The organism is Pseudomonas sp. GL_103 (assembly GCF_057835175.1).
In genome coordinates this window covers 2,534,557-2,555,773 of sequence record NZ_CM174420.1, presented here as the reverse complement: position 1 = coordinate 2,555,773, position 21,217 = coordinate 2,534,557, and the positions used below count along the sequence as shown (strand labels likewise).

The window sequence follows — 21,217 nt, the reverse complement described above, 5'->3', positions numbered from 1 at the left end:
ACTTAAGCTGCTAACATTATGTCTTTACATAAAGTGTTGCAACCCATGGTTGACTTTCCGTCGTCCGACTTTTCTACCCCTGCACAGGTTCGTGTCCATGCCCGCGCTGATTGAAGCTTTCCTCGACCCCGCCTCCTCGACCTACAGCTACGTGGTCTACGAGGCTGACGGCGGGCAGTGTGCGATTGTCGACCCTGTACTCGATTACGACGGTGCCGCCGGGCGTACCGCGACCACCCAGGCCGACAGGATCATCGCCTTCGTCCGCGCCCGTCACTTGCAAGTGCAATGGTTGCTGGAAACCCACGCCCATGCCGATCACCTGTCCGCCGCGCCGTATCTGCGCGGGGTGCTTGGCGGCAAAATCGCCATTGGCGAGTCGATCAGCAAGGTCCAGGACGTGTTCAAGGCGCTGTTCAATCTGGAGCCTTCCTTTCGCGTCGACGGTTCCCAGTTCGATCACCTGTTCGCCCCCGACGAATCGTTCATGATCGGCAACCTCAAGGCGACCGCCCTGCACGTGCCCGGCCATACCCCGGCGGACATGGCCTACCTGATCGACGCAGATGTGATTCTGGTGGGCGATACGATGTTCATGCCCGATGTCGGCTCTGCCCGTTGTGACTTCCCCGGTGGCAATGCCAACCAGATGTTTGCCTCGATCCAGAAACTGCTGGCCTTCCCCGCCAGCGTGCGCCTGTACGTCTGCCACGACTACCCGCCCGAGGGACGCGCGTCCGAATGCATGACCACCGTCGGTGAACAGCGCAAACACAACATTCACGTACGCGACGGTATCGACGAAAACGCCTTCGTGGAAATGCGCACCCGGCGCGATGCAGGGTTGGGGATGCCGACACTGTTGCTGCCGGCGATCCAGGTGAATGTGCGGGCGGGGAATTTGCCGCCGGCCGAGAACAACGGCGTGACCTACCTGAAAATCCCGATCAACAAGCTCTAAAGCAAAGATCGCAGCCTTCGGCAGCTCCTACAGGTACACGTAGAACCCGTAGGAGCTGCCGAAGGCTGCGATCTTTTGACCTTCAATTACCCAGGGTCAACCCATTGGCCGGCAACGGCAGCGCGGTCTTGTATCGCACCTGCTTGAGCGCAAAGCTCGAACGGATGTTCGCCACCCCCGGCACCTTGGTCAGAAAGTCCATCATGAAGCGCTCCAGCGACTGGATGGTCGGCACCAGCACCCGGATCAGATAGTCCGGGTCGCCGGCCATCAGGTAGCACTCCATCACTTCGGGGCGATCGGAAATCGCCTCTTCGAAATGCTGCAACGCCTCCTCCACCTGCTTCTCCAGGCTGACGTGAATGAACACGTTCACATGCAGCCCCAGCAGGTCGGCATCGAGCAGCGTCACTTGCTCGCGAATCACCCCCAGTTCTTCCATGGCCTTGACCCGGTTGAAACACGGCGTCGGCGACAGGTTCACCGAACGCGCCAGGTCAGCGTTGGTGATGCGCGCATTCTCCTGAAGGCTGTTGAGAATGCCGATGTCGGTACGGTCCAGTTTGCGCATGAGACAAAACCACCTGTTTTTTATGTTTATGCAGGTTTTTTATCTGCAAATGATCTTCAGCGCAACGAAACAGAGAGAAATATTCTTCTTGGGCGGGCCTATGATTGTTGTAGGACAAGATTTCTTCTACCGAACGAAATCTGTCAGCTCACTACAAGAAATTCACAAGATCGAGCGTAGAAGCCATGACCCAAGCGTATGAACCGCTGCGCCTGCACGTCCCCGAACCCTCGGGCCGTCCCGGCTGTAAAACCGACTTCTCCTACCTGCATCTGACCGATGCCGGCACGGTGCGCAAACCCCAAATCGACGTTGAACCGGCTGACACGGCTGACCTGGCCCGTGGCCTGATTCGCGTGCTCGACGACCAGGGTAATGCCCTCGGTCCATGGGCCGAAGGCGTCTCTAGCGAGATCCTGCGCAAGGGCATGCGCGCCATGCTCAAGACCCGCATCTACGACAACCGCATGGTGGTCGCCCAGCGTCAGAAAAAGATGTCGTTCTATATGCAGAGCCTTGGCGAAGAAGCCATTGGCAGCGCCCAGGCCCTGGCCCTGAACATCGACGACATGTGTTTCCCGACCTACCGTCAGCAAAGCATCCTGATGGCCCGCGACGTGCCGCTGGTCGGCCTGATCTGCCAGCTGCTGTCCAACGAGCGCGATCCGCTCAAGGGACGTCAGTTGCCAATCATGTACTCGGTCAAGGAGTCCGGTTTCTTCACCATCTCCGGCAACCTCGCCACCCAGTTCGTGCAAGCCGTGGGCTGGGGCATGGCCTCGGCGATCAAGGGCGACACCAAAATCGCCTCGGCCTGGATCGGCGACGGCGCCACCGCCGAGTCGGACTTCCACACCGCCCTGACCTTCGCCCACGTGTACCGCGCGCCGGTGATCCTCAACGTGGTCAACAACCAGTGGGCGATCTCCACCTTCCAGGCGATTGCCGGTGGTGAAGCCACCACCTTCGCCGGTCGTGGCGTCGGTTGCGGCATTGCCTCCCTGCGGGTCGATGGCAACGATTTCTACGCGGTCTACGCCGCCTCTGCCTGGGCCGCCGAACGCGCCCGCCGCGGCCTCGGCCCAACCATGATCGAATGGGTCACCTACCGCGCCGGCCCGCACTCGACCTCCGATGACCCGTCCAAATACCGTCCCGCCGATGACTGGAGCCACTTCCCGCTGGGTGATCCGATTGCGCGCCTCAAACAGCACCTGATCAAGACCGGTCACTGGTCCGAAGAGGAGCACGCCGCCGTCAGCGCCGAGCTCGAAGCCGAAGTGATCGCAGCACAGAAAGAAGCCGAACAGTACGGCACCCTCGCCGGCGGCCAGATTCCGAGCGCCGCGACCATGTTCGAAGACGTCTACAAAGAGATGCCGGAGCACTTGAAGCGCCAGCGCCAAGAGTTGGGGATCTGACATGAACGATCACAACAACAATATCGAGCTGGAAACCGCCATGACCACGACCACCATGACCATGATCCAGGCCCTGCGCTCGGCCATGGATGTGATGCTTGAGCGTGATGACAACGTCGTGGTCTTCGGCCAGGACGTGGGCTACTTCGGCGGCGTGTTCCGCTGCACCGAAGGCCTGCAGAACAAGTACGGCACCTCCCGGGTGTTCGACGCGCCGATCTCCGAAAGCGGCATCGTAGGTGTCGCCGTCGGCATGGGCGCCTACGGTCTGCGTCCGGTAGCTGAAATCCAGTTCGCCGACTACGTGTACCCGGCCTCGGACCAGATCATTTCCGAAGCCGCCCGCCTGCGCTACCGCTCGGCTGGCGAGTTCACCGCACCGATGACTCTGCGCATGCCATGTGGCGGCGGCATCTACGGCGGCCAGACCCACAGCCAGAGCATCGAGGCGATGTTCACTCAGGTCTGCGGTTTGCGCACGGTGATGCCGTCCAACCCGTACGACGCCAAAGGCCTGTTGATTGCCTCCATCGAAAACGATGACCCGGTGATCTTCCTCGAGCCAAAACGCCTGTACAACGGCCCGTTCGACGGCCACCACGACCGCCCGGTAACCCCGTGGTCGAAGCACCCCGCCGCGCAAGTGCCAGACGGTTACTACACCGTGCCGCTGGATGTCGCCGCCATCACCCGTCCGGGCAAGGACGTCACCGTGCTGACCTACGGCACCACCGTGTACGTGTCGCAAGTCGCTGCTGAAGAAAGCGGCGTCGACGCCGAAGTCATCGACCTGCGCAGCCTGTGGCCGCTGGACCTGGAAACCATCGTCAAATCGGTGAAAAAGACCGGCCGTTGCGTGGTGGTGCACGAAGCCACCCGCACCTGCGGTTTCGGTGCCGAACTGGTGTCGCTGGTGCAAGAGCATTGCTTCCACCACCTGGAAGCGCCGATCGAACGCGTCACCGGTTGGGACACCCCTTACCCGCACGCGCAAGAGTGGGCGTATTTCCCAGGCCCGTCCCGAGTGGGCGCGGCGTTGAAACGGGTCATGGAGGTCTGAATGGGCACGCACGTCATTAAAATGCCGGACATTGGTGAAGGCATTGCAGAAGTTGAATTGTCGGTATGGCACGTCAAGGTCGGCGACATGGTCGTCGAAGATCAGGTACTGGCCGATGTCATGACCGACAAGGCGATGGTCGATATTCCGTCGCCGGTGCATGGCAAGGTCATTGCCCTCGGTGGCCAGCCGGGCGAAGTCATGGCGGTTGGCAGTGTGCTGATCAGCATTGAAGTCGAAGGCGCGGGCAACGTTAAGGAGTCGGCACAACCGGCTCCCGTTAAAGAAGCCCCGGTGGCCGCACCTAAAGTTGAAGCTGTGGTTGAAAGCAAACCGGTCGCTACCCCGGCGCCAAAAGTTGCCGTATGCCAGGGCCCGATGGTTGCTCGCCAGGCCGATGAGCGTCCGTTGGCCTCTCCGGCCGTGCGCAAGCATGCACTGGACCTCGGCATTCAATTGCGCCTCGTGCGTGGCACCGGCCCCGCCGGTCGCGTACTGCATGAAGACCTCGACGCCTACCTGGCCCAGGGTCAGTCGAACGCTTCGGCACCGGTGGCGGCTGCTTACGCCCAACGTACCGATGAACAGCAGATCCCGGTCATCGGCATGCGCCGCAAGATCGCCCAGCGCATGCAGGACGCCACCCAGCGTGCTGCCCACTTCAGTTATGTCGAAGAAATCGACGTCACCGCCGTGGAAGAACTGCGCGCGCATCTTAACGAAAAACACGGCGCGACCCGCGGCAAGCTGACTTTGCTGCCGTTCCTGGTCCGCGCCATGGTCGTCGCCCTGCGCGACTTCCCGCAAATGAACGCCCGCTACGACGACGAAGCCCAGGTCATCACCCGCCTCGGCGCGGTGCATGTGGGCGTCGCGACCCAGAGCGACGTTGGCCTGATGGTGCCGGTGGTGCGTCACGCCGAAGCCCGTAGCCTGTGGGACAGCGCAACGGAAATCGCTCGTCTGGCCAACGCCGCGCGCAATGGCAAGGCCAGCCGCGACGAGTTGTCCGGCTCGAGCATCACCCTGACCAGCCTCGGCGCGTTGGGCGGCATCGTCAGCACGCCGGTGCTGAACCTGCCGGAAGTGGCGATTGTCGGCGTGAACAAGATCGTCGAACGGCCAATGGTGATCAAAGGCCAGATCGTGATCCGCAAGATGATGAACCTCTCCAGCTCCTTCGATCACCGCGTGGTCGACGGCATGGATGCGGCGCTATTCATCCAGGCCATCCGTGGCTTGCTCGAACAACCCGCTACCTTGTTTGTGGACTGATTTTTGTTGGAGAGCACCATGCAAACTTTGAACACCACTCTGCTGATCATCGGCGGCGGCCCCGGCGGCTATGTGACGGCGATCCGTGCCGGCCAGCTGGGCATCCCGACCATCCTGGTGGAAGGCCAATCGTTGGGCGGCACCTGCCTGAACATCGGCTGCATTCCGTCCAAGGCACTGATTCACGTCGCCGAGCAGTTTCATCAGACACAGCACCACCATCAGCTTTCGGCCCTGGGCATCAGCGTTTCGGCGCCGACCCTCGACATCACCAAGAGCGTCGAATGGAAAGACGGCATCGTCGATCGCCTGACCACCGGCGTTGCGGCACTGCTGAAAAAGAACAAGGTCCAGGTCGTTCAAGGCTGGGCCAACGTGGTTGACGGAAAAACCGTGGATGTCGGTGACACACGCATCCAGTGCGAGCACCTGGTGCTGGCCACCGGTTCGAAAAGCGTGAACCTGCCGATGTTGCCGATTGGCGGGCCGATCATCTCGTCCACCGAAGCCCTGGCGCCGACATCCGTGCCCAAGCGCTTGATCGTGGTCGGCGGTGGTTACATCGGTCTGGAGCTGGGCATTGCCTATCGCAAGCTCGGCGCCGAGGTCAGCGTGGTGGAAGCGCAGGAACGCATCCTGCCGGCCTACGACGCCGAACTGACCCAGCCTGTGCACGACGAACTGAGAAAACTCGGCGTGAAGCTTTACTTGAAACACAGCGTGCAAGGCTTTGATTCAAAAGAAAATACTCTGCAAGTGTTGGCCCCGAACGGCGCGACCCTGAACCTGGAAACCGATCAGGTGCTGGTGGCCGTCGGTCGCAAGCCGAACACCCAGGGCTGGAACCTCGAAGCGCTGAACCTGGACATGAACGGTTCGTCGATCAAGATCGACCACCGCTGCCAGACCAGCATGCGCAACGTGTATGCCATCGGTGACCTGAGCGGCGAACCGATGCTGGCGCACCGGGCCATGGCCCAGGGCGAAATGGTCGCCGAACTGATCAGCGGTAAATCCCGCGAGTTCAACCCGACCGCCATCGCCGCCGTGTGCTTCACCGACCCGGAACTGGTGGTGGTCGGCAAGACCCCGGACGAGGCCAACGCCGCAGGTCTGGACTGCATCGTGTCGAGCTTCCCGTTCGCCGCCAATGGCCGGGCGATGACCCTGGAGTCAAAAAGCGGCTTCGTGCGGGTGGTCGCCCGTCGGGACAATCATGTGATTGTCGGCTGGCAGGCGGTGGGCGTTGGGGTGTCGGAGTTGTCGACCGCGTTCGCGCAAAGCCTGGAAATGGGCGCGCGGCTGGAAGACATCGGCGGCACCATCCATGCGCACCCGACCCTGGGTGAGGCGGTGCAGGAAGCCGCCTTGCGCGCGCTGGGGCATGCGTTGCATCTGTAAAGATCAAAAGATCGCAGCCTGCGGCAGCTCCTACAGGTGGCCGCCGATCCCGTAGGAGCTGCCGCAGGCTGCGATCTTTTCGACGAAGAACCGGGATGTTTAATAAGCAGGCTAATAAATCTGCTTCTCCCCCTATCGTCTGGGCTGCGATTTAGCCCAAGAATGAAGTATTGTTGTCCCCATCCAAAAAACGTCAGAAGCCTTGAACCGTTTCGACGGTTGTTCAGTGATAGAGGGTGTCATGGGTAACGAAAGCATCAATTGGGACAAGCTGGGTTTTGACTACATCAAGACCGACAAGCGCTATCTGTCGTACTTTCGCAACGGCGAGTGGGACAAAGGCACCCTGACCGAAGATAACGTGCTGCACATCAGCGAAGGCTCCACTGCCCTTCACTATGGCCAGCAATGCTTCGAAGGCATGAAGGCCTATCGTTGCAAGGACGGCTCGATCAACCTGTTCCGCCCGGACCAGAACGCCCTGCGCATGCAGCGCAGCTGCGCCCGCCTGCTGATGCCGCAGGTGGAAACCGAGCAGTTCATCGAAGCCTGCAAGGAAGTGGTCCGTGCCAACGAGCGTTTCATTCCGCCGTACGGCACCGGCGGCGCGCTGTACCTGCGTCCGTTCGTGATCGGCGTGGGTGACAACATCGGCGTGCGTACTGCCCCCGAGTTCATCTTCTCGATCTTCTGCATCCCGGTTGGCGCCTACTTCAAGGGCGGCCTGACCCCGCACAACTTCCTGATCTCCAGCTACGACCGCGCCGCGCCACAAGGTACCGGTGCCGCCAAGGTCGGTGGCAACTACGCCGCCAGCCTGATGCCGGGCTCCCAGGCCAAGAAGGCGCATTTCGCCGACTGCATCTACCTGGATCCGCTGACCCACACCAAGATCGAGGAAGTCGGTTCGGCCAACTTCTTCGGGATCACCCACGACAACAAGTTCGTGACCCCGAACTCGCCATCGGTCCTGCCGGGTATCACCCGTCTGTCGCTGATCGAGCTGGCCAGGTCCCGCCTGGGTCTGGATGTGGTCGAAGGCGACGTGTTCATCGACAAGCTCTCCGACTTCAAGGAAGCCGGTGCTTGCGGTACCGCTGCAGTGATCACGCCGATTGGCGGCATCAACTACAACGACCACCTGCACGTGTTCCACAGCGAAACCGAAGTCGGCCCGATCACCCAGAAGCTCTACAAAGAGCTGACCGGCGTGCAAACCGGCGACATCGAAGCGCCAGCGGGCTGGATCGTCAAGGTTTGACCTGACGCCAGACGTACAAAAGCCCCCCATCGGGTAACCGATAGGGGGCTTTTTCATGGCCGAATGAAAAGATCGCAGCCTGCGGCGGCGCCTACAATGGCTGCCCCCCAACCCTCGTAGGAGCTGCCGAAGGCTGCGATCTTTTGCCATCACGCTCAATGGGCAACTCAACCCCAAACCGCCCCGCTATCTCCTTGCGCCCCAACCCCGTCAACGCCAACGCCCGACTGTCCAGATTCTGGGTCACCCACTTGCGCTTGAGCGCCGTTTGCAGCAACGCCGCGCCCAGCGACCCGCCCAGATGTGGCCGGCGCATGCTCCAGTCCAGGCACGGGCAGGCAAAACGGCGGCGCAAGGTGCTCAAGTCCTTTACCTCGATCCCGAGCCCTTGAAACATTGCCGTACCACTGTCGCTCAAGCGATAGGCCTGTTCGTCGGTTTCCTCAAGCCAGCCCGCTTCAAGCATCCGGTCATGCAACAGCACGGCCAGGGTTCCCGCCATGTGGTCATAGCAGGTTCGGGCAAATTGCAGGCGATCCGGGGTCCGCGCCTGGAAGCCCGGCGCGGTGTTCTGGCCGATCACCATCAGTGCCTCCAGGGCCTGGGCCACGCGTTTGTCCGCCAGGCTGTAATAGCGGTGACGTCCCTGGACGTGCAGCCGCACCAGCGCCAACTCCTTGAGTTTGGCCAGGTGGGCGCTGGCGGTCGACGCGCTGACTTCGGCCACCGCCGCCAGTTCGGTGCTGGTGCGGGCGTGGCCGTCCATCAGCGAACAGAGGATTTTCGTCCGCGCAGGCTCGGCGATGGCTGCCGCCACCTGCGAGACGCCGATGTCGTGTTGTTCTGCGCTCATATTTCGCTCCCGGACGAATCAATGCCCTTTCGGACTGGAGATAGTAGCAACACTTTCCAACAACAAAAGGCTGTGACCCATGGACCCGATCATCGCTGCGACCCATGCCGATCCCTATCCCTACTACGCACAACTACGTGCCAAAGGTGGACTGGCTTTCCATCCGGAGCTCAACATGTGGGTGGCCAGCAGCGCCCGGGCGGTGGCCGCCGTGCTGGCGCATCCCGATTGCCACGTGCGCCCCGCGCAGGAGCCAGTCCCCAAGGCGATCGCCGACGGCATGGCCGGCCAGGTGTTCGGCCAATTGATGCGCATGAATGAAGGTGAACGCCAGCGTTGCCCACGGTCGGCGATTGCACCGGGGCTGGAGTTGATCGATGCGTGGGAAATCGAAGCCCTGGTCAGCGCCCGATTGATCACCGCGGATGCCGCTGGCCTGTACAACGCCATGTTTCGTGGGCCGGTGTGCGTGGTGGCGGCGTTGCTGGGGTTCACCCCGGCCCAGGGCCGCGCCATCAGCGAGCTGACGGCGGACTTCGTCGCCTGCCTGTCGCCCTTGAGTGACGCGGCACAATTGACCGCCGCCCACGCTGCCGCCGAACACTTGAGCGGTTACTCCATCGAATTGCTCGACGATCCGCACAACCACAGCCCTTTGCTGGCAGGCATCCGCCAACGTTTCGCATCCGGCGCGCCGCAAACCCTGATCGCCAACCTGATCGGCCTGTTCTCCCAGACCTTCGAGGCCACTGCCGGGCTGATCGGCAACGCCGTGCTGGCTTTGATTCAACACCCGTCGTTGCGCAGCGAATCAACCCCTGTCGAAGACCTGCTGGCCGAAGTGCAGCGCTTCGACCCACCGGTACAAAACACCCGTCGCTTCGTCGCCGCCCCCTGCGAGATTGACGGCGTGAGGCTGAACGCCACCGACATGATCCTGGTGCTGCTGGCCTCAGCCAGTCGCGACCCGCAGCTCAACGACAACCCCGATGCATTCCTGCTCGACCGCCCGAACCGGCGCAGCTTCACCTTCGGTGCAGGGCGCCATCAATGTCCGGGGCAACGCCTGGCGTTGAGCATTGCAGGCGCTACGCTAAAGCAGTATCTGGCGATGAAGCCGGCACTGGAGCAGTTGGAATGGCAATACCGCCCATCCACGAATGGACGGATTCCGCTGTTCCGAAACTGAGCGAAAACCGCTCAAGCCGTACGGTATTCGACGGTCAGGTGAGACAACTCATGGACCGGCGCCAGTCGTTCGCGAATGGCGTCGGCACTGACATTGGCCGCCGCCACCACACTGACAATCGCGGCCCGCGCCTGGGGGCCGACCTGCCAGACATGCAGATCGCTGATGCGCACATCGTCCGATGACTCCAGCAGTTCACGAATTTCATCGGCAACCTGTGTATCCGTGACATCGAGCAACACCGCAGCGCTGTCACGCATCAATCCAACGGCCCATTTCGCGATCACGATGGCGCCCACGATGCCCATCACCGGGTCCAGCCACACCCACCCCAAATAGCGCCCGGCCAGCAATGCGGCAATCGCCAGCACCGAGGTCAAGGCGTCGGCCAGCACATGGACATAGGCCGAGCGCAGGTTGTTGTCGTGATGGTGATGATGATGGCCGTGGTCATGGCTATGTCCGTGATCGTGACCATGATGACCGTGGTCGCCCGCCAGCAAAAAGGCACTGGCGATGTTCACCGCTAGCCCCACCACCGCAATCACCGTCGCTTCGGTGAATGCCACGGTCGTGGGCTGAAACAGGCGAAAGACGGATTCAGCGGCAATGCCGATCGCCACCAGCCCCAGCACCATGGCCGAGGCAAAACCCGCGAGATCCCCGACCTTGCCGGTGCCGAAGCTGTAACGTGCGTTGTTGGCATTGCGCCGGGCGAATCCATAGGCCGCCGCCGCGATGCCCAAGGCCCCGGCATGGGTGGCCATGTGAAAACCATCGGCCAGCAGCGCCATGGAACCGGTGATGTAACCGGCGGCAATTTCGCCAATCATCATCACAAACGTCAGCGCCACCACCCATAAGGTGCGTCGGGCGTTTTCATCATGGGATGCGCCGAGAAACACATGGTCGTGGGCAAAACGCGAAGCCTGGGGTGTCTGTTTCATGGGATTCAGGCCTCTACTTGGCATAACGACGGATGGCCAGCAACAAGTCTTCCACGCCCTGGGCGCGATCCTCATCGCTCAAGTCCGGATGGGCCACGTGCTCGCGGGCATGGGCGTCGATGAACTGCTCCAGCAGACCATTGACCGCGCCCCGGATGGCGGCGACCAGATGCAGGGTCTTGGCACAATCGGCGTCGGACTCAAGCGCTCGCTCTACCGCTTCCACCTGTCCGGCAATCCGTCTGACCCGCTTGATCAAGTCATCCTTGTGTTCGTGAATGTGCGACATACCTATACCCCCTACCCCTATATAGTGCGTATGTTCGCCGATAGAGCGGAGCCTGGCAAGGCACACCCCGATGACAGGTCAGCCTGACATCGGTTTTCGTCAGCCAGTCGACCGCTAAAGGTCTGGGCTCAACTCCCCAACTGCCCGACCCGCTCTGCATCCGGCCAGAACAACGCCGCCTGCCCCACCCGCACACCGTGTTGATCGATGAGCGTCCACACCTTGCCTTCATGAATCATGAAGGCATTACTCTGCCGATCCACCCGATAGCCACTGTAACCGTGAGCAATGCCATGGGCCGTGACCTGCTCCAGCAGGGTCTGGCGCACGGCGCGATCCAGTGGCGAGGCGCTGAACCGTGACGGCATGCCCAGAAACTCCGGGCGCGGGTACTTGAAGCAGGCCAGCGCCTGTTCATTGGCGTAGAAGAACAGAGGGTCGTCTTCAGTGCCGTGGGCCAGCAGACTGTAAGGCGCGTGGGCGTGCAGCCAGTGCAGGCGTTCAAGCCCGGTCAGCGACCTCGGTGCTGGCAGGTGTTCACCGGTCCAGTGCCGATAAGACTCGTCCAGTAGTTCGATGGCCGTGGCGTATTCGTTGATTGGCGACATGGGTCTCCCGGGCAATCGCGGTCAATCATCCCGCGTCAGCACTTCCAGCAATTCAATTTCGAAGATCAGGTTCGAATTCGGCGTGATCTTGCCCATGGTGCGTTCGCCATAGGCCAGGTGCGCCGGCACCAACAACTTGCGCTTGCCACCGACCTGCATGCCGATGATGCCCTGGTCCCAGCCCTTGATGACCCGCCCGGTGCCGATCACGCACTGGAAGGGTTTGCCTCGGCTGTAGGAAGAGTCGAATTCGCTGCCGTCCTCCAGCCAGCCACGGTACTGGGTGGTGATCAGTGCGCCTTTTACGGCGGCTTTTCCGTCACCCGGCTGAAGATCGATTACTTGAAGCTCGTCATTCATTGATTTCACTCGTATGCTCACTCGCCCTCAAGGGCCTGACGGGCGCCGTTTTCCCAGATTTGCCCTCGATTGGCAACCATTGCCACCTCCCGCGCGACGTTTAAAGCTGTTTGCTGAACTAAAATAATCAACAATTACCCGTACGGTTCACCGCCCTGATGGCCATCCCCGAATGATCCTGCTCTGGACCAGCCTCATCCTTGGTTCAACGACGCTCAGCCTGATCGTCGCGCTGGCCTGGCGCGAACGCTCGCTGCAAAAGCGACTGGCGGAATATCGCGCGGTCATCAACAACCTGTCCGAAAGCCAGAGCATCCACCAGGATGGCGACGCCGAGCGTTTCAAACGCAGCCAGTATTTCGCTCGTATCGGCACCTGGGATTGGGATGTCGACACCGACCGGTTGTACTGGTCAGATGCCATTTTCGGCATGTTCGGCTTCAAGATCGGCGAAGTGACGCCCTCTTACGCCCTGTTCTGCTCCTGCGTGCATCCGGATGATCGGCCCAGGGTTCGGGCCGGCGAACTGCGTTGCCTGGAAACCGGTGAAAACCATGACGAGGAATACCGCGTGGTCTGGCCCGACGGAACGATCCGCTGGCTGCGGGAAACCGGCAACGTGGTCAAGAATGACCACGACGAAACGGTCAAGATGATGGGCGTGGTTCGCGACATCACCGAAGAAAAGGCCTCGGCCAACTACCTCAAGCATCTGGCCCATTACGACCCGTTGACCGGCCTGCCCAATCGCCTCGTGCTCGAAGAGCGCCTGTCCGAAGCGCTGGAGCAGGCGCGCACCGGCGCCACGCGGGTGGCGCTGGTGTTTGTCGATCTCAATGGCTTCAAGGCCATCAACGACCGCTATGGTCATGCGGCCGGCGACCGTGTGCTGGTCACGACCGCCACACGGCTCAAGCGTATTCTGCGCGGCACCGACACCGTCGCCCGGATCGGCGGCGACGAATTCGTGGTCATCCTCCAGGACCTGCCCCAAGGCAAAAGCCTGCAAGACGAAGCGCGCACCATCTGCCAGAAAATCTTCGTCGAACTCTCCCCGCCCGTCACCATCGGCAACGACCAGCGCCACATCGGCACCAGCCTCGGCGTCGCCGTGTTCCCCGATCATGCGCCGAGCATCGACCGCTTGCTGCACATTGCCGACCTGGCGATGTATGAGGCCAAGCGCAGCGGCAACAATCAGTATCGTCTGGGCACCGAGAGCGTGGTGCGGGCACATAGCCAGTAGCACTTCGTCAGAGCCTGCTCGCGAAGGCGGCGGCCCAACTGTAAAGATCTAACTGACAGCCCACGGTAGATCTTCGGCGAGCCCAGCCTTTATCCTTGACGCCCCCGCTGTGTCGAGTTCTGGAGTTTCACCCATGCCCCATGAAGGCAACCTGCTACAAGCCGCTGTCGTATTTCTGATGGCGGCCGTGCTCATCGTTCCCTTGGCCAAGCGCCTGCAACTGGGGGCGGTGCTGGGCTACCTGTTTGCCGGGGTGATCATCGGCCCGTCGGTGCTGGGCCTGATCGACAATCCGCAAAGCGTCGCGAACATTTCCGAACTCGGCGTGGTGTTGCTGTTGTTCATCATCGGCCTGGAGCTGTCACCGCGACGCCTGTGGGTGATGCGCAAGTCCGTGTTCGGCGTGGGTCTGGCGCAAGTGTTGCTCACTGGCACGGTGATTGGCGTGGTGGCGTTGTGGCTGTTTGGCCAGCCATTGAACACCGCGATCGTCCTCGGCCTGGGCCTGGCGCTGTCGTCCACGGCGTTCGGCCTGCAGAGCCTGGCTGAACGCAAGGAACTGACCAGCCCCCACGGGCGGCTGGCGTTCGCGATCCTGTTGTTTCAGGACATCGCCGCGATCCCCTTGATCGCCATGGTGCCGTTGCTTGCCGGTGGCGATCACAGCACCACCGCCAGCGAAAACCTGAACCACGGCCTGCAAGTGCTGGCCAGCATCGCCGTGGTGGTGATCGGCGGGCGTTATCTGCTGCGACCGGTGTTTCGCGTGGTGACCAAAACCGCGCTGCCAGAAGTCTCCACCGCCACGGCGTTGCTGGTGGTGATCGGCACGGCATGGCTGATGGAGCTGGTCGGAATTTCCATGGCCCTGGGCGCCTTCCTCGCCGGCCTGCTGCTGGCGGACTCCGAGTATCGCCATGAACTGGAAGCCCAGATCGAACCGTTCAAGGGCCTGTTGCTCGGGCTGTTTTTCATCAGCGTCGGCATGGGCGCGAACCTGAGCCTGTTGCTGAGCATGCCGGTGGCGGTGCTGGGCCTGACCCTGCTGCTGATCGCGATCAAACTGCCGCTGCTGTTCCTGGTCGGTCGTCTGGCCGGGGGCTTGAAAAAGGTCAGTGCGATCCGCCTGGGCATCGTGTTGGCAGCTGGTGGTGAATTTGCCTTTGTGGTGTTCAAGATCGGGCGCGACCACGGGCTGTTCGCCACCGAACTGTATGACTTGCTGGTGCTGACCATCACCCTGTCCATGGCCGTGACGCCGCTGTTGCTGCTGCTTTGCGCACGCCTGGTCAGCCCAAAGGTGCAACCGGTGGAAGTGCCGGAGAAGTTCCGCGAAATCGATGCCGACGCGCCACGGGTGGTGATCGCCGGCATGGGTCGCATGGGCCAGATCGTTGCGCGGATTCTGCGCGCACAGAACATCAAGTTCGTGGCCCTCGACACCTCGGTGGAAACCATCGAACTGTCCCGCAGTTTTGGTGGCGTGCCGGTGTTCTACGGCGACCCGATGCGCCCGGAAATCCTCAGCGCGGCCAAGGTCGGGGAAGCCGAGTATTTCGTGATCGCCACCGACGACCCGGACACCAACATCAAGACCGCCGAACTGGTGCGCAAGCTCTACCCGCACATGAAAATCATCGCCCGCGCCCGTAACCGCCAGCATGTGCACCGGCTGATGGACGTCGGCGCCCACGCCGTGCGCGAAACCTTCCATTCGAGCCTGGAAATGAGCCGGCAAACCCTGATCGGCCTGGGATTGACCCAAGCCCAGGCGGATGCGCGGATCAAACGCTTCAAGCAGCACGACGAAGAGGTGCTTGAAGCCCAGCATGCGGTGTATGACGACGCGGTGAAAGTGATGCAGACGGCGCAGGAAGCGCGTGTCGAACTGGCCAGGTTGTTCGAGTCGGATCAACTGCAGGAGCAGGCGGGAACAAAATGAGATGAACTTGAGGGCCCCTTCGCGAGCAAGCCCGCTCCCACACTGGATCTCAGGTGCCCACAAATATTGAGCCTGGCAGAGACCCCTTGTGGGAGCGGGCTTGCTCGCGAAGAACGATAACGCGGTGTGATGGAATAACCACAAGCTCAAAGGAACCACCATGACTGACCAACCTGCCCCCGCCCTCAAGGAAATCTTCAACACCGAGCGCCTCCAGCACATCGCCAGCGAAATGACCGCGGTCTATCCTCCATTCGAGGCCAGGCGCTTCCTGAAACTGGCCCAATCCGGCCTGGCAGACCTCAGCGTCATGCAGCGCATGGCCCGAGTCAGCGAATGCCTGCACGCCGTGCTGCCCCTGGACTACGAGGCGTCACTGCAGGTGCTGCGCGCCCTCGCCCCGCGCCTGAACAGCGGCTTCGTCAGCATGTGCCTGCCGCACTACGTCGCCAGCTACGGCGCCCATGCATTCGATCAGTCGACGGACGCGCTGAAGTACTTCACCGCCTTTGGCTCTTCGGAGTTCGCAATCCGTCACTTTCTGCGCAGCGACCTCGAGCGTTCGCTCAAGCTGATGCATGCCTGGTCGCTGGATGACAACGAGCATGTGCGGCGCCTGGCCAGCGAAGGATGCCGGCCACGCCTGCCCTGGTCATTCCGGCTGGAACCCATTCAGGCCGATCCGACACTGGCCGCGAACATCCTCGACAACCTCAAGGCCGACACCAGTCTGTATGTGCGCAAGTCCGTGGCCAACCACCTCAACGACATCACCAAGGATCATCCCGACTGGGTACTGGACCTGATCGAAGGCTGGTCGCTGGACAACAGGCACACCGCATGGATCGCCAAACACGCCCTGCGCAGCCTGATCAAACAGGGCAACCAGCGGGCACTGGCGATCATCGGCGCGGGCGGCAAACCCGAAGTCGAGATCGTTGATGTGAAAGTCGAACCGCCGGTGATTGGCCTGGGAGAAAAGATCACCCTGTCGTTTGCCGTCAGATCCACGGTAAAAAGCAGCCAGCGCCTGGTGATCGACTACGCCATCGATTACGTCAAGGCCAACGGCAGCACCTCGGCGAAGGTGTTCAAACTCAAGGCGCTGACGCTGCCGGGCAACGCCGTCGAAGCCGTCAGCCGTGGCCAGCAGATCAAGGAACTCACCACCCGCCGGCATTATGCGGGGCGCCATGCGGTACATATCATGGTCAATGGTGAACGGCTGGCCAGTACGGCGTTCGAGATTCTCGTTTAAACCATTAGATCAATTGTGAATCTACCGACGCCTTCGCGAGCAAGCCCGCTCCCACATTGGAATGCGTTCCCCCCTGTGGGAGCGGGCTTGCTCGCGAAGGCGTCAGCTCAGGCACCGAGGGAAACAGCCCCCTGCAACAACCCCTGCTCCCGCTCACACAACTCCACCACATAATCCCACAACACCCGCAACCGCACCGATTTGTGCAGCTCCCGGCGGGTGCTGATCCAGTAGCTGCGCTGGATGCTTTCGTCCGGCAGCAATGGCACCAGACCGGGATCGGCACTGGCCATGTAACACGGCAGCACCGCGATCCCCAGGCCTGAGCGGGCCGCCTGTTGCTGGGCGATCACGCTGGTGCTGTGAAACACCACCTGCGGATTGCGGCAGAAGCTGTTGAGGAACATCAGTTCCTGACTGAACAGCAGGTCGTCGACATAGCCGATCCACGCATGGCGCCCAAGGTCCTCGCGACTGCGCAACGGCGGTGAGCGATCGAGATAGTCCTGGCTGGCATAGAGCGCCAGGCGATAGTCGGTGAGTTTGCGGGTGACCAGCATATCGGCGGCCGGGCGCTCGAGGTGGATGCTGATTTCCGCCTCGCGGTTGAGGATGCTGACAAAACGCGGCACCGCCACCAGTTCCACCTCCAGCCCCGGATAGCGCTCGAACAAACCGTTCATGCGACTGGCGAGGAACATGATGCCCAGTCCTTCCGTCACCCCGACGCGGATCTTGCCCAGCGGCGCGGTGGACTGGGTGATTTCCTCCTGGGCCAGCAGCGCCACGTTCTCCATCGCCTCGGCGTGTTTAAGCAGCGCCTCGCCTGCCGGGGTCATCTCGTAACCCTGGGCATGCTGGACGAACAACGCCGTGCCGAGGCTCTTTTCGATGGCCTCGATGTGCCGTGCCACGGTGGCGTGGGTGGTGTTCAGGCGACGGGCAGCCGTGAGCAAACGCCCGCTGCGCTGCAATTCGAGAAAAAACCGCAGGTCATTCCAGTCGAACATGAAGCGTCCTTGTTCGTTGCCGTTCGGGATGCTGTTTAAAAACGCACAGCGGCTGCGCAAAAACTAACATTCTTTTGACGAAAGCTAACAACTAGGATGACAGACAACAAGAACAACAACACGAGGTCAGGGATGCAGGCTTCCCTAGATGAATACGATTACATCGTGGTCGGGGCCGGGCCCGCCGGATGTCTGCTGGCCAATCGACTGTCGGCCAATGCGCAGCATCGCGTGTTGCTGCTCGAAGCCGGCGGCCGCGACAACTATGCGTGGATTCACATCCCTGTGGGCTACCTGTTCTGCATCGGCAACCCGCGCACCGACTGGTGCTTCAAGACCGAAGCGCAACCGGGTCTGCAAGGCCGCGCCCTGAGCTATCCGCGCGGCAAGGTGCTGGGCGGCTGCTCCTCGATCAACGGCATGATCTACATGCGCGGCCAGGCCGGCGACTACGACCGCTGGGCCGCCGACGGCAACCCTGGCTGGAGCTGGCAAGACGTGTTGCCGCTGTTCAAGCAGAGTGAAAACCACTTTGCCGGCGCCGCCGAATTCCACGGCGCCGCGGGCGAATGGCGGGTCGAACGCCAGCGCCTGTCATGGCCGATTCTCGATGCGTTCCGCAGTGCCGCCGAACAAAGCGGCATCGCCAGCATCGATGACTTCAACCAAGGCGACAACGAAGGTTGCGGCTATTTCCAGGTCAATCAGAAGGCCGGCATCCGCTGGAACGCGTCCAAGGCCTTTCTCAAACCGGTGCGCCAGCGTCCCAATCTCACCGTGCTGACCGGTGTCGAAGTCGACCGCGTGCTGCTGGACAATGGCCGCGCCTCAGCGGTCAGTGCCCGCTGGCAAGGCCAGGCGAAAACCTTCAAGGCACGCAAAGAGATCGTCCTGTGCGCCGGCTCGGTCGGTTCGCCCAGCATCCTGCAACGCTCCGGTATCGGCCCGCGTCCGCTGCTGGAGCGGCTGGGCATTGGCGTCGCCCATGAGCTACCCGGCGTCGGTGGCAACCTGCAGGATCATCTGCAACTGCGGCTGATCTACAAGCTGGAAAATGCCCGCACCCTGAACCAGATTGCCGGCAGCCTGTGGGGCAAGATGGGCATGGGCCTGCGCTACCTGTATGACCGCAGCGGCCCGCTGTCCATGGCGCCGAGCCAGTTGGGCGCCTTTGCCCGCTCGGGGCCGGAGCAGACGTCAGCCAACCTCGAATACCATGTGCAGCCGCTGTCGCTGGAGCGCTTTGGCGAACCACTGCATGCGTTCCCGGCGTTCACCGCATCAGTCTGCGATCTGCGTCCGCAAAGCCGTGGCCGGGTGGAAATTCGCTCGGCCGATCCGCAAGAAGCCCCGCTGATCCAACCCAATTACCTGAGCCATCCGGAGGACCTGCGGGTCGCCGCCGACGCCATTCGCCTGACCCGCCGCATCGTGGCCGCCCCGGCCCTGCGCGCCTTCAATCCGGTGGAATACCTGCCCGGCGACAGCCTGCAAAGCGAAGAACAACTGCACGAAGCCGCCGCGCGGATCGGCACCACGATTTTCCATCCGGTGGGCACCTGCCGCATGGGCAATGACGCCGACGCCGTGGTCGATGCACAACTCAAGGTCCATGGCATCCCCGGCCTGCGCATTGCCGACGCCTCGATCATGCCGCGCATCACTTCGGGCAACACCTGCTCGCCGACGTTGATGATTGCCGAGAAGGCTGCGCAGATGATCCTGGCCCCATCTGTAAACACCAACCCTGTGGGAGCGGGCTTGCTCGCGAAGACGTCGTGTCATTCAACATCAATGTGAATGATCCACCGCTTTCGCGAGCAAGCCCGCTCCCACAGGAACTTCATTAGATTCACGGACACTGAGCATTACCCCTGAAATGGAACACGCAGCACCAGTGGAACAACAAAAACAATCACTGTGAGGGATACCGGTATGTCAGAGAACGTTCAAACCCTGGAAGCCGTGCGCAGCGCGGGCACCAGCCAGGAAACCCAGAAAGTCATCTTCGCCTCGTCCCTCGGGACGGTCTTCGAGTGGTATGACTTTTTCCTCTATGGCGCCCTCGCGGCGGTGATCAGCAAGCAGTTCTTCGCCGGGGTCAACGACACCACGGCGTTTATCTTTGCGCTGATGGCCTTCGCCGCCGGCTTCATCGTCCGGCCGTTCGGCGCGCTGGTGTTCGGGCGGCTGGGGGACATGATCGGGCGCAAGTACACCTTCCTCGCCACCATCGTCCTCATGGGCCTGGCGACGTTCTGCGTCGGGTTGCTGCCGACCTACGCCAGCATCGGCATCGCCGCGCCGATCATCCTCGTGGTGCTGCGCATGCTCCAGGGCCTGGCCCTGGGCGGTGAATACGGCGGCGCCGCGACCTATGTCGCCGAGCACGCGCCCATCGGCAAGCGTGGCTTCCACACCAGCTGGATTCAATCCACCGCGACCCTGGGCCTGCTGCTGTCGCTGCTGGTGGTGCTGGGCTGCCGCTACTTCACCGGCGATCAGTTCGAAGTCTGGGGCTGGCGTATTCCGTTCCTGTTTTCCATCGTGCTGCTGGGCATCTCGACCTGGATTCGTATGAGCCTGCACGAGTCGCCGGCTTTCGTGAAAATGAAAGAAGAAGGCAAGCTGTGCAAACAGCCAATTCGCGACTCCTTCGGCAAATGGGAAAACCTCAAGGTGGTGTTGATCGCGCTGTTCAGCATCAATGCCGGACAAGCGGTGACCTTCTACGCCGCGCAATTCTATGTGCTGTTCTTCCTCACCCAGTTCCTGAAAATGGACCCGGCGGTGGCCAACGGTCTGCTGATTGTCAGCGTGACCATCGGTGCGCCGTTCTTCATTTTCTTCGGCTGGCTGTCGGACAAGGTCGGGCGTAAACCGGTGCTGATGATCGGCCTGCTGCTGGCCACCGCGCTGTACTTCCCGATCTTCAAGACCCTGGCCCACTACGCCAACCCGGCCATCGACCAGGCCAGCCGCCAGGCACCGATCACCGTGATGGCCGACCCGGCCACCTGCACCTTCCAGTTCGACCCGGTGGGCAAGGCGAAATTCGACAGCCCGTGCGACAAGGTCAAGACCTTCCTGGTCAAGCAGGGCCTGCCCTACCAGAGCGCAGCGGCCCCGGCCGGCAGTGACGTGCAGGTCAGCGTCGGTGACGTGAAGATCGATGGTTTCGACGAAGCCGCCCTGCGCGGTGCCGTGACCCTCGCCGGTTACCCGCAACAGGCGGACATGCAGCAGATCAACAAGCCGATGATCGTGGCGCTGATCGTCGCGCTGATCATCATCTCCGCGATGTGCTACGGCCCGCTGGCGGCGTTGATGGTCGAACTGTTCCCGACCCGCATCCGCTACACCTCGATGTCCCTGCCCTACCACATCGGCAACGGCTGGTTCGGCGGTTTCCTGCCGACCGTGTCGTTCGCGTTGGTGGTGTACACCGGGGACATCTTCTACGGGCTGTGGTACCCGGTGGTGATCACCGGGGTGAGCCTGGTGGTGGGGATGATTTGCCTGCGTGAGACGCGCAACGTGGATCTCGACAAGAACTGAGGTAATG

At 61.8% G+C, this 21,217-nt stretch carries 19 protein-coding genes; 12 read left to right on the top strand and 7 right to left on the bottom strand.

All coding sequences use genetic code 11. The features are described from left to right. The first annotated feature begins 97 nt into the window (after positions 1–97). On the top strand, positions 98–961 hold the full coding sequence (locus AC3IP0_RS11775) for an MBL fold metallo-hydrolase (protein ID WP_489319355.1): 864 nt from the start codon (positions 98–100) through the stop codon (positions 959–961). An 82-nt stretch (positions 962–1,043) separates the two neighbouring features. Here the strand turns inward: AC3IP0_RS11775 and bkdR are convergent, their stop codons facing one another. Further along, on the bottom strand, positions 1,044–1,532 hold the full coding sequence (bkdR, locus tag AC3IP0_RS11770; RefSeq protein ID WP_007976593.1) for a Bkd operon transcriptional regulator BkdR: 489 nt from the start codon (positions 1,530–1,532) through the stop codon (positions 1,044–1,046). Positions 1,533–1,717: 185 nt separating this feature from the next. On the opposite strand from bkdR, the gene AC3IP0_RS11765 reads away from it, so the two are divergent. The 5 genes from AC3IP0_RS11765 (at position 1,718) to AC3IP0_RS11745 (ending at position 7,950) form a co-directional block, all read left to right on the top strand. Next, positions 1,718–2,953, top strand: coding sequence for a 3-methyl-2-oxobutanoate dehydrogenase (2-methylpropanoyl-transferring) subunit alpha (locus AC3IP0_RS11765; protein ID WP_489319354.1), 1,236 nt, complete (start codon positions 1,718–1,720; stop codon positions 2,951–2,953). Between the two features lies 1 nt (position 2,954). Then, positions 2,955–4,013 carry an alpha-ketoacid dehydrogenase subunit beta gene (locus tag AC3IP0_RS11760; protein WP_015095444.1) on the top strand — a complete coding sequence of 353 codons (1,059 nt, stop codon included), beginning with the start codon at positions 2,955–2,957 and terminating at the stop codon, positions 4,011–4,013. Next, entirely contained in the window at positions 4,014–5,288 is a 1,275-nt protein-coding gene (locus AC3IP0_RS11755) for a dihydrolipoamide acetyltransferase family protein (protein WP_489327475.1), read from the top strand. Positions 5,289–5,306: 18 nt separating this feature from the next. Next, on the top strand, positions 5,307–6,689 hold the full coding sequence (gene lpdA / locus AC3IP0_RS11750; protein ID WP_489319352.1) for a dihydrolipoyl dehydrogenase: 1,383 nt from the start codon (positions 5,307–5,309) through the stop codon (positions 6,687–6,689). A 241-nt stretch (positions 6,690–6,930) separates the two neighbouring features. After that, positions 6,931–7,950, top strand: a complete 1,020-nt coding sequence (locus AC3IP0_RS11745) for a branched-chain amino acid aminotransferase (RefSeq protein WP_046037319.1) — start codon at positions 6,931–6,933, stop codon at positions 7,948–7,950. 91 nt (positions 7,951–8,041) lie between these two features. On the opposite strand, the gene AC3IP0_RS11740 is transcribed toward AC3IP0_RS11745, so the two are convergent. Further along, complete coding sequence (locus AC3IP0_RS11740; protein WP_489319351.1) at positions 8,042–8,803, bottom strand: ArsR/SmtB family transcription factor; 762 nt, start codon at positions 8,801–8,803, stop codon at positions 8,042–8,044. Between the two features lie 79 nt (positions 8,804–8,882). Here AC3IP0_RS11740 and AC3IP0_RS11735 point away from each other — a divergent pair, with 79 nt between their 5' ends. Next, complete coding sequence (locus tag AC3IP0_RS11735; RefSeq protein ID WP_489319350.1) at positions 8,883–9,992, top strand: cytochrome P450; 1,110 nt, start codon at positions 8,883–8,885, stop codon at positions 9,990–9,992. An 11-nt stretch (positions 9,993–10,003) separates the two neighbouring features. On the opposite strand, the gene dmeF is transcribed toward AC3IP0_RS11735, so the two are convergent. The 4 genes from dmeF to AC3IP0_RS11715 form a co-directional block, all read right to left on the bottom strand. Further along, the gene (gene dmeF, locus AC3IP0_RS11730) at positions 10,004–10,939 is read right to left on the bottom strand and encodes a CDF family Co(II)/Ni(II) efflux transporter DmeF (protein ID WP_489319349.1); all 936 of its coding nucleotides are present in this window, start codon (positions 10,937–10,939) and stop codon (positions 10,004–10,006) included. 13 nt (positions 10,940–10,952) lie between these two features. Then, the gene (locus tag AC3IP0_RS11725) at positions 10,953–11,228 is read right to left on the bottom strand and encodes a metal/formaldehyde-sensitive transcriptional repressor (RefSeq protein ID WP_008052742.1); all 276 of its coding nucleotides are present in this window, start codon (positions 11,226–11,228) and stop codon (positions 10,953–10,955) included. Between the two features lie 128 nt (positions 11,229–11,356). Further along, the gene (locus tag AC3IP0_RS11720) at positions 11,357–11,836 is read right to left on the bottom strand and encodes an MEKHLA domain-containing protein (RefSeq protein ID WP_489327473.1); all 480 of its coding nucleotides are present in this window, start codon (positions 11,834–11,836) and stop codon (positions 11,357–11,359) included. A gap of 21 nt (positions 11,837–11,857) precedes the next feature. Next, positions 11,858–12,196, bottom strand: a complete 339-nt coding sequence (locus tag AC3IP0_RS11715; protein WP_489319348.1) for an FKBP-type peptidyl-prolyl cis-trans isomerase — start codon at positions 12,194–12,196, stop codon at positions 11,858–11,860. Positions 12,197–12,368: 172 nt separating this feature from the next. Between AC3IP0_RS11715 and AC3IP0_RS11710 the strand changes: the two genes are divergently transcribed. The 3 genes from AC3IP0_RS11710 (at position 12,369) to AC3IP0_RS11700 (ending at position 16,642) form a co-directional block, all read left to right on the top strand. Beyond that, complete coding sequence (locus AC3IP0_RS11710) at positions 12,369–13,442, top strand: diguanylate cyclase domain-containing protein (protein ID WP_489319347.1); 1,074 nt, start codon at positions 12,369–12,371, stop codon at positions 13,440–13,442. Positions 13,443–13,575: 133 nt separating this feature from the next. After that, positions 13,576–15,384, top strand: a complete 1,809-nt coding sequence (locus AC3IP0_RS11705; RefSeq protein WP_489319346.1) for a monovalent cation:proton antiporter-2 (CPA2) family protein — start codon at positions 13,576–13,578, stop codon at positions 15,382–15,384. Between the two features lie 160 nt (positions 15,385–15,544). Then, entirely contained in the window at positions 15,545–16,642 is a 1,098-nt protein-coding gene (locus tag AC3IP0_RS11700; RefSeq protein WP_489319345.1) for a DNA alkylation repair protein, read from the top strand. Between the two features lie 107 nt (positions 16,643–16,749). On the opposite strand, the gene AC3IP0_RS11695 is transcribed toward AC3IP0_RS11700, so the two are convergent. Beyond that, on the bottom strand, positions 16,750–17,652 hold the full coding sequence (locus AC3IP0_RS11695; RefSeq protein ID WP_223535990.1) for a LysR family transcriptional regulator: 903 nt from the start codon (positions 17,650–17,652) through the stop codon (positions 16,750–16,752). 132 nt (positions 17,653–17,784) lie between these two features. Here AC3IP0_RS11695 and AC3IP0_RS11690 point away from each other — a divergent pair, with 132 nt between their 5' ends. Together AC3IP0_RS11690 and AC3IP0_RS11685 are read left to right on the top strand one after the other, a co-directional pair. Beyond that, the gene (locus tag AC3IP0_RS11690) at positions 17,785–19,452 is read left to right on the top strand and encodes a GMC family oxidoreductase (protein WP_489327472.1); all 1,668 of its coding nucleotides are present in this window, start codon (positions 17,785–17,787) and stop codon (positions 19,450–19,452) included. A 135-nt stretch (positions 19,453–19,587) separates the two neighbouring features. Next, positions 19,588–21,210, top strand: a complete 1,623-nt coding sequence (locus tag AC3IP0_RS11685; protein WP_489319343.1) for an MFS transporter — start codon at positions 19,588–19,590, stop codon at positions 21,208–21,210. Positions 21,211–21,217 lie beyond the last annotated feature (7 nt).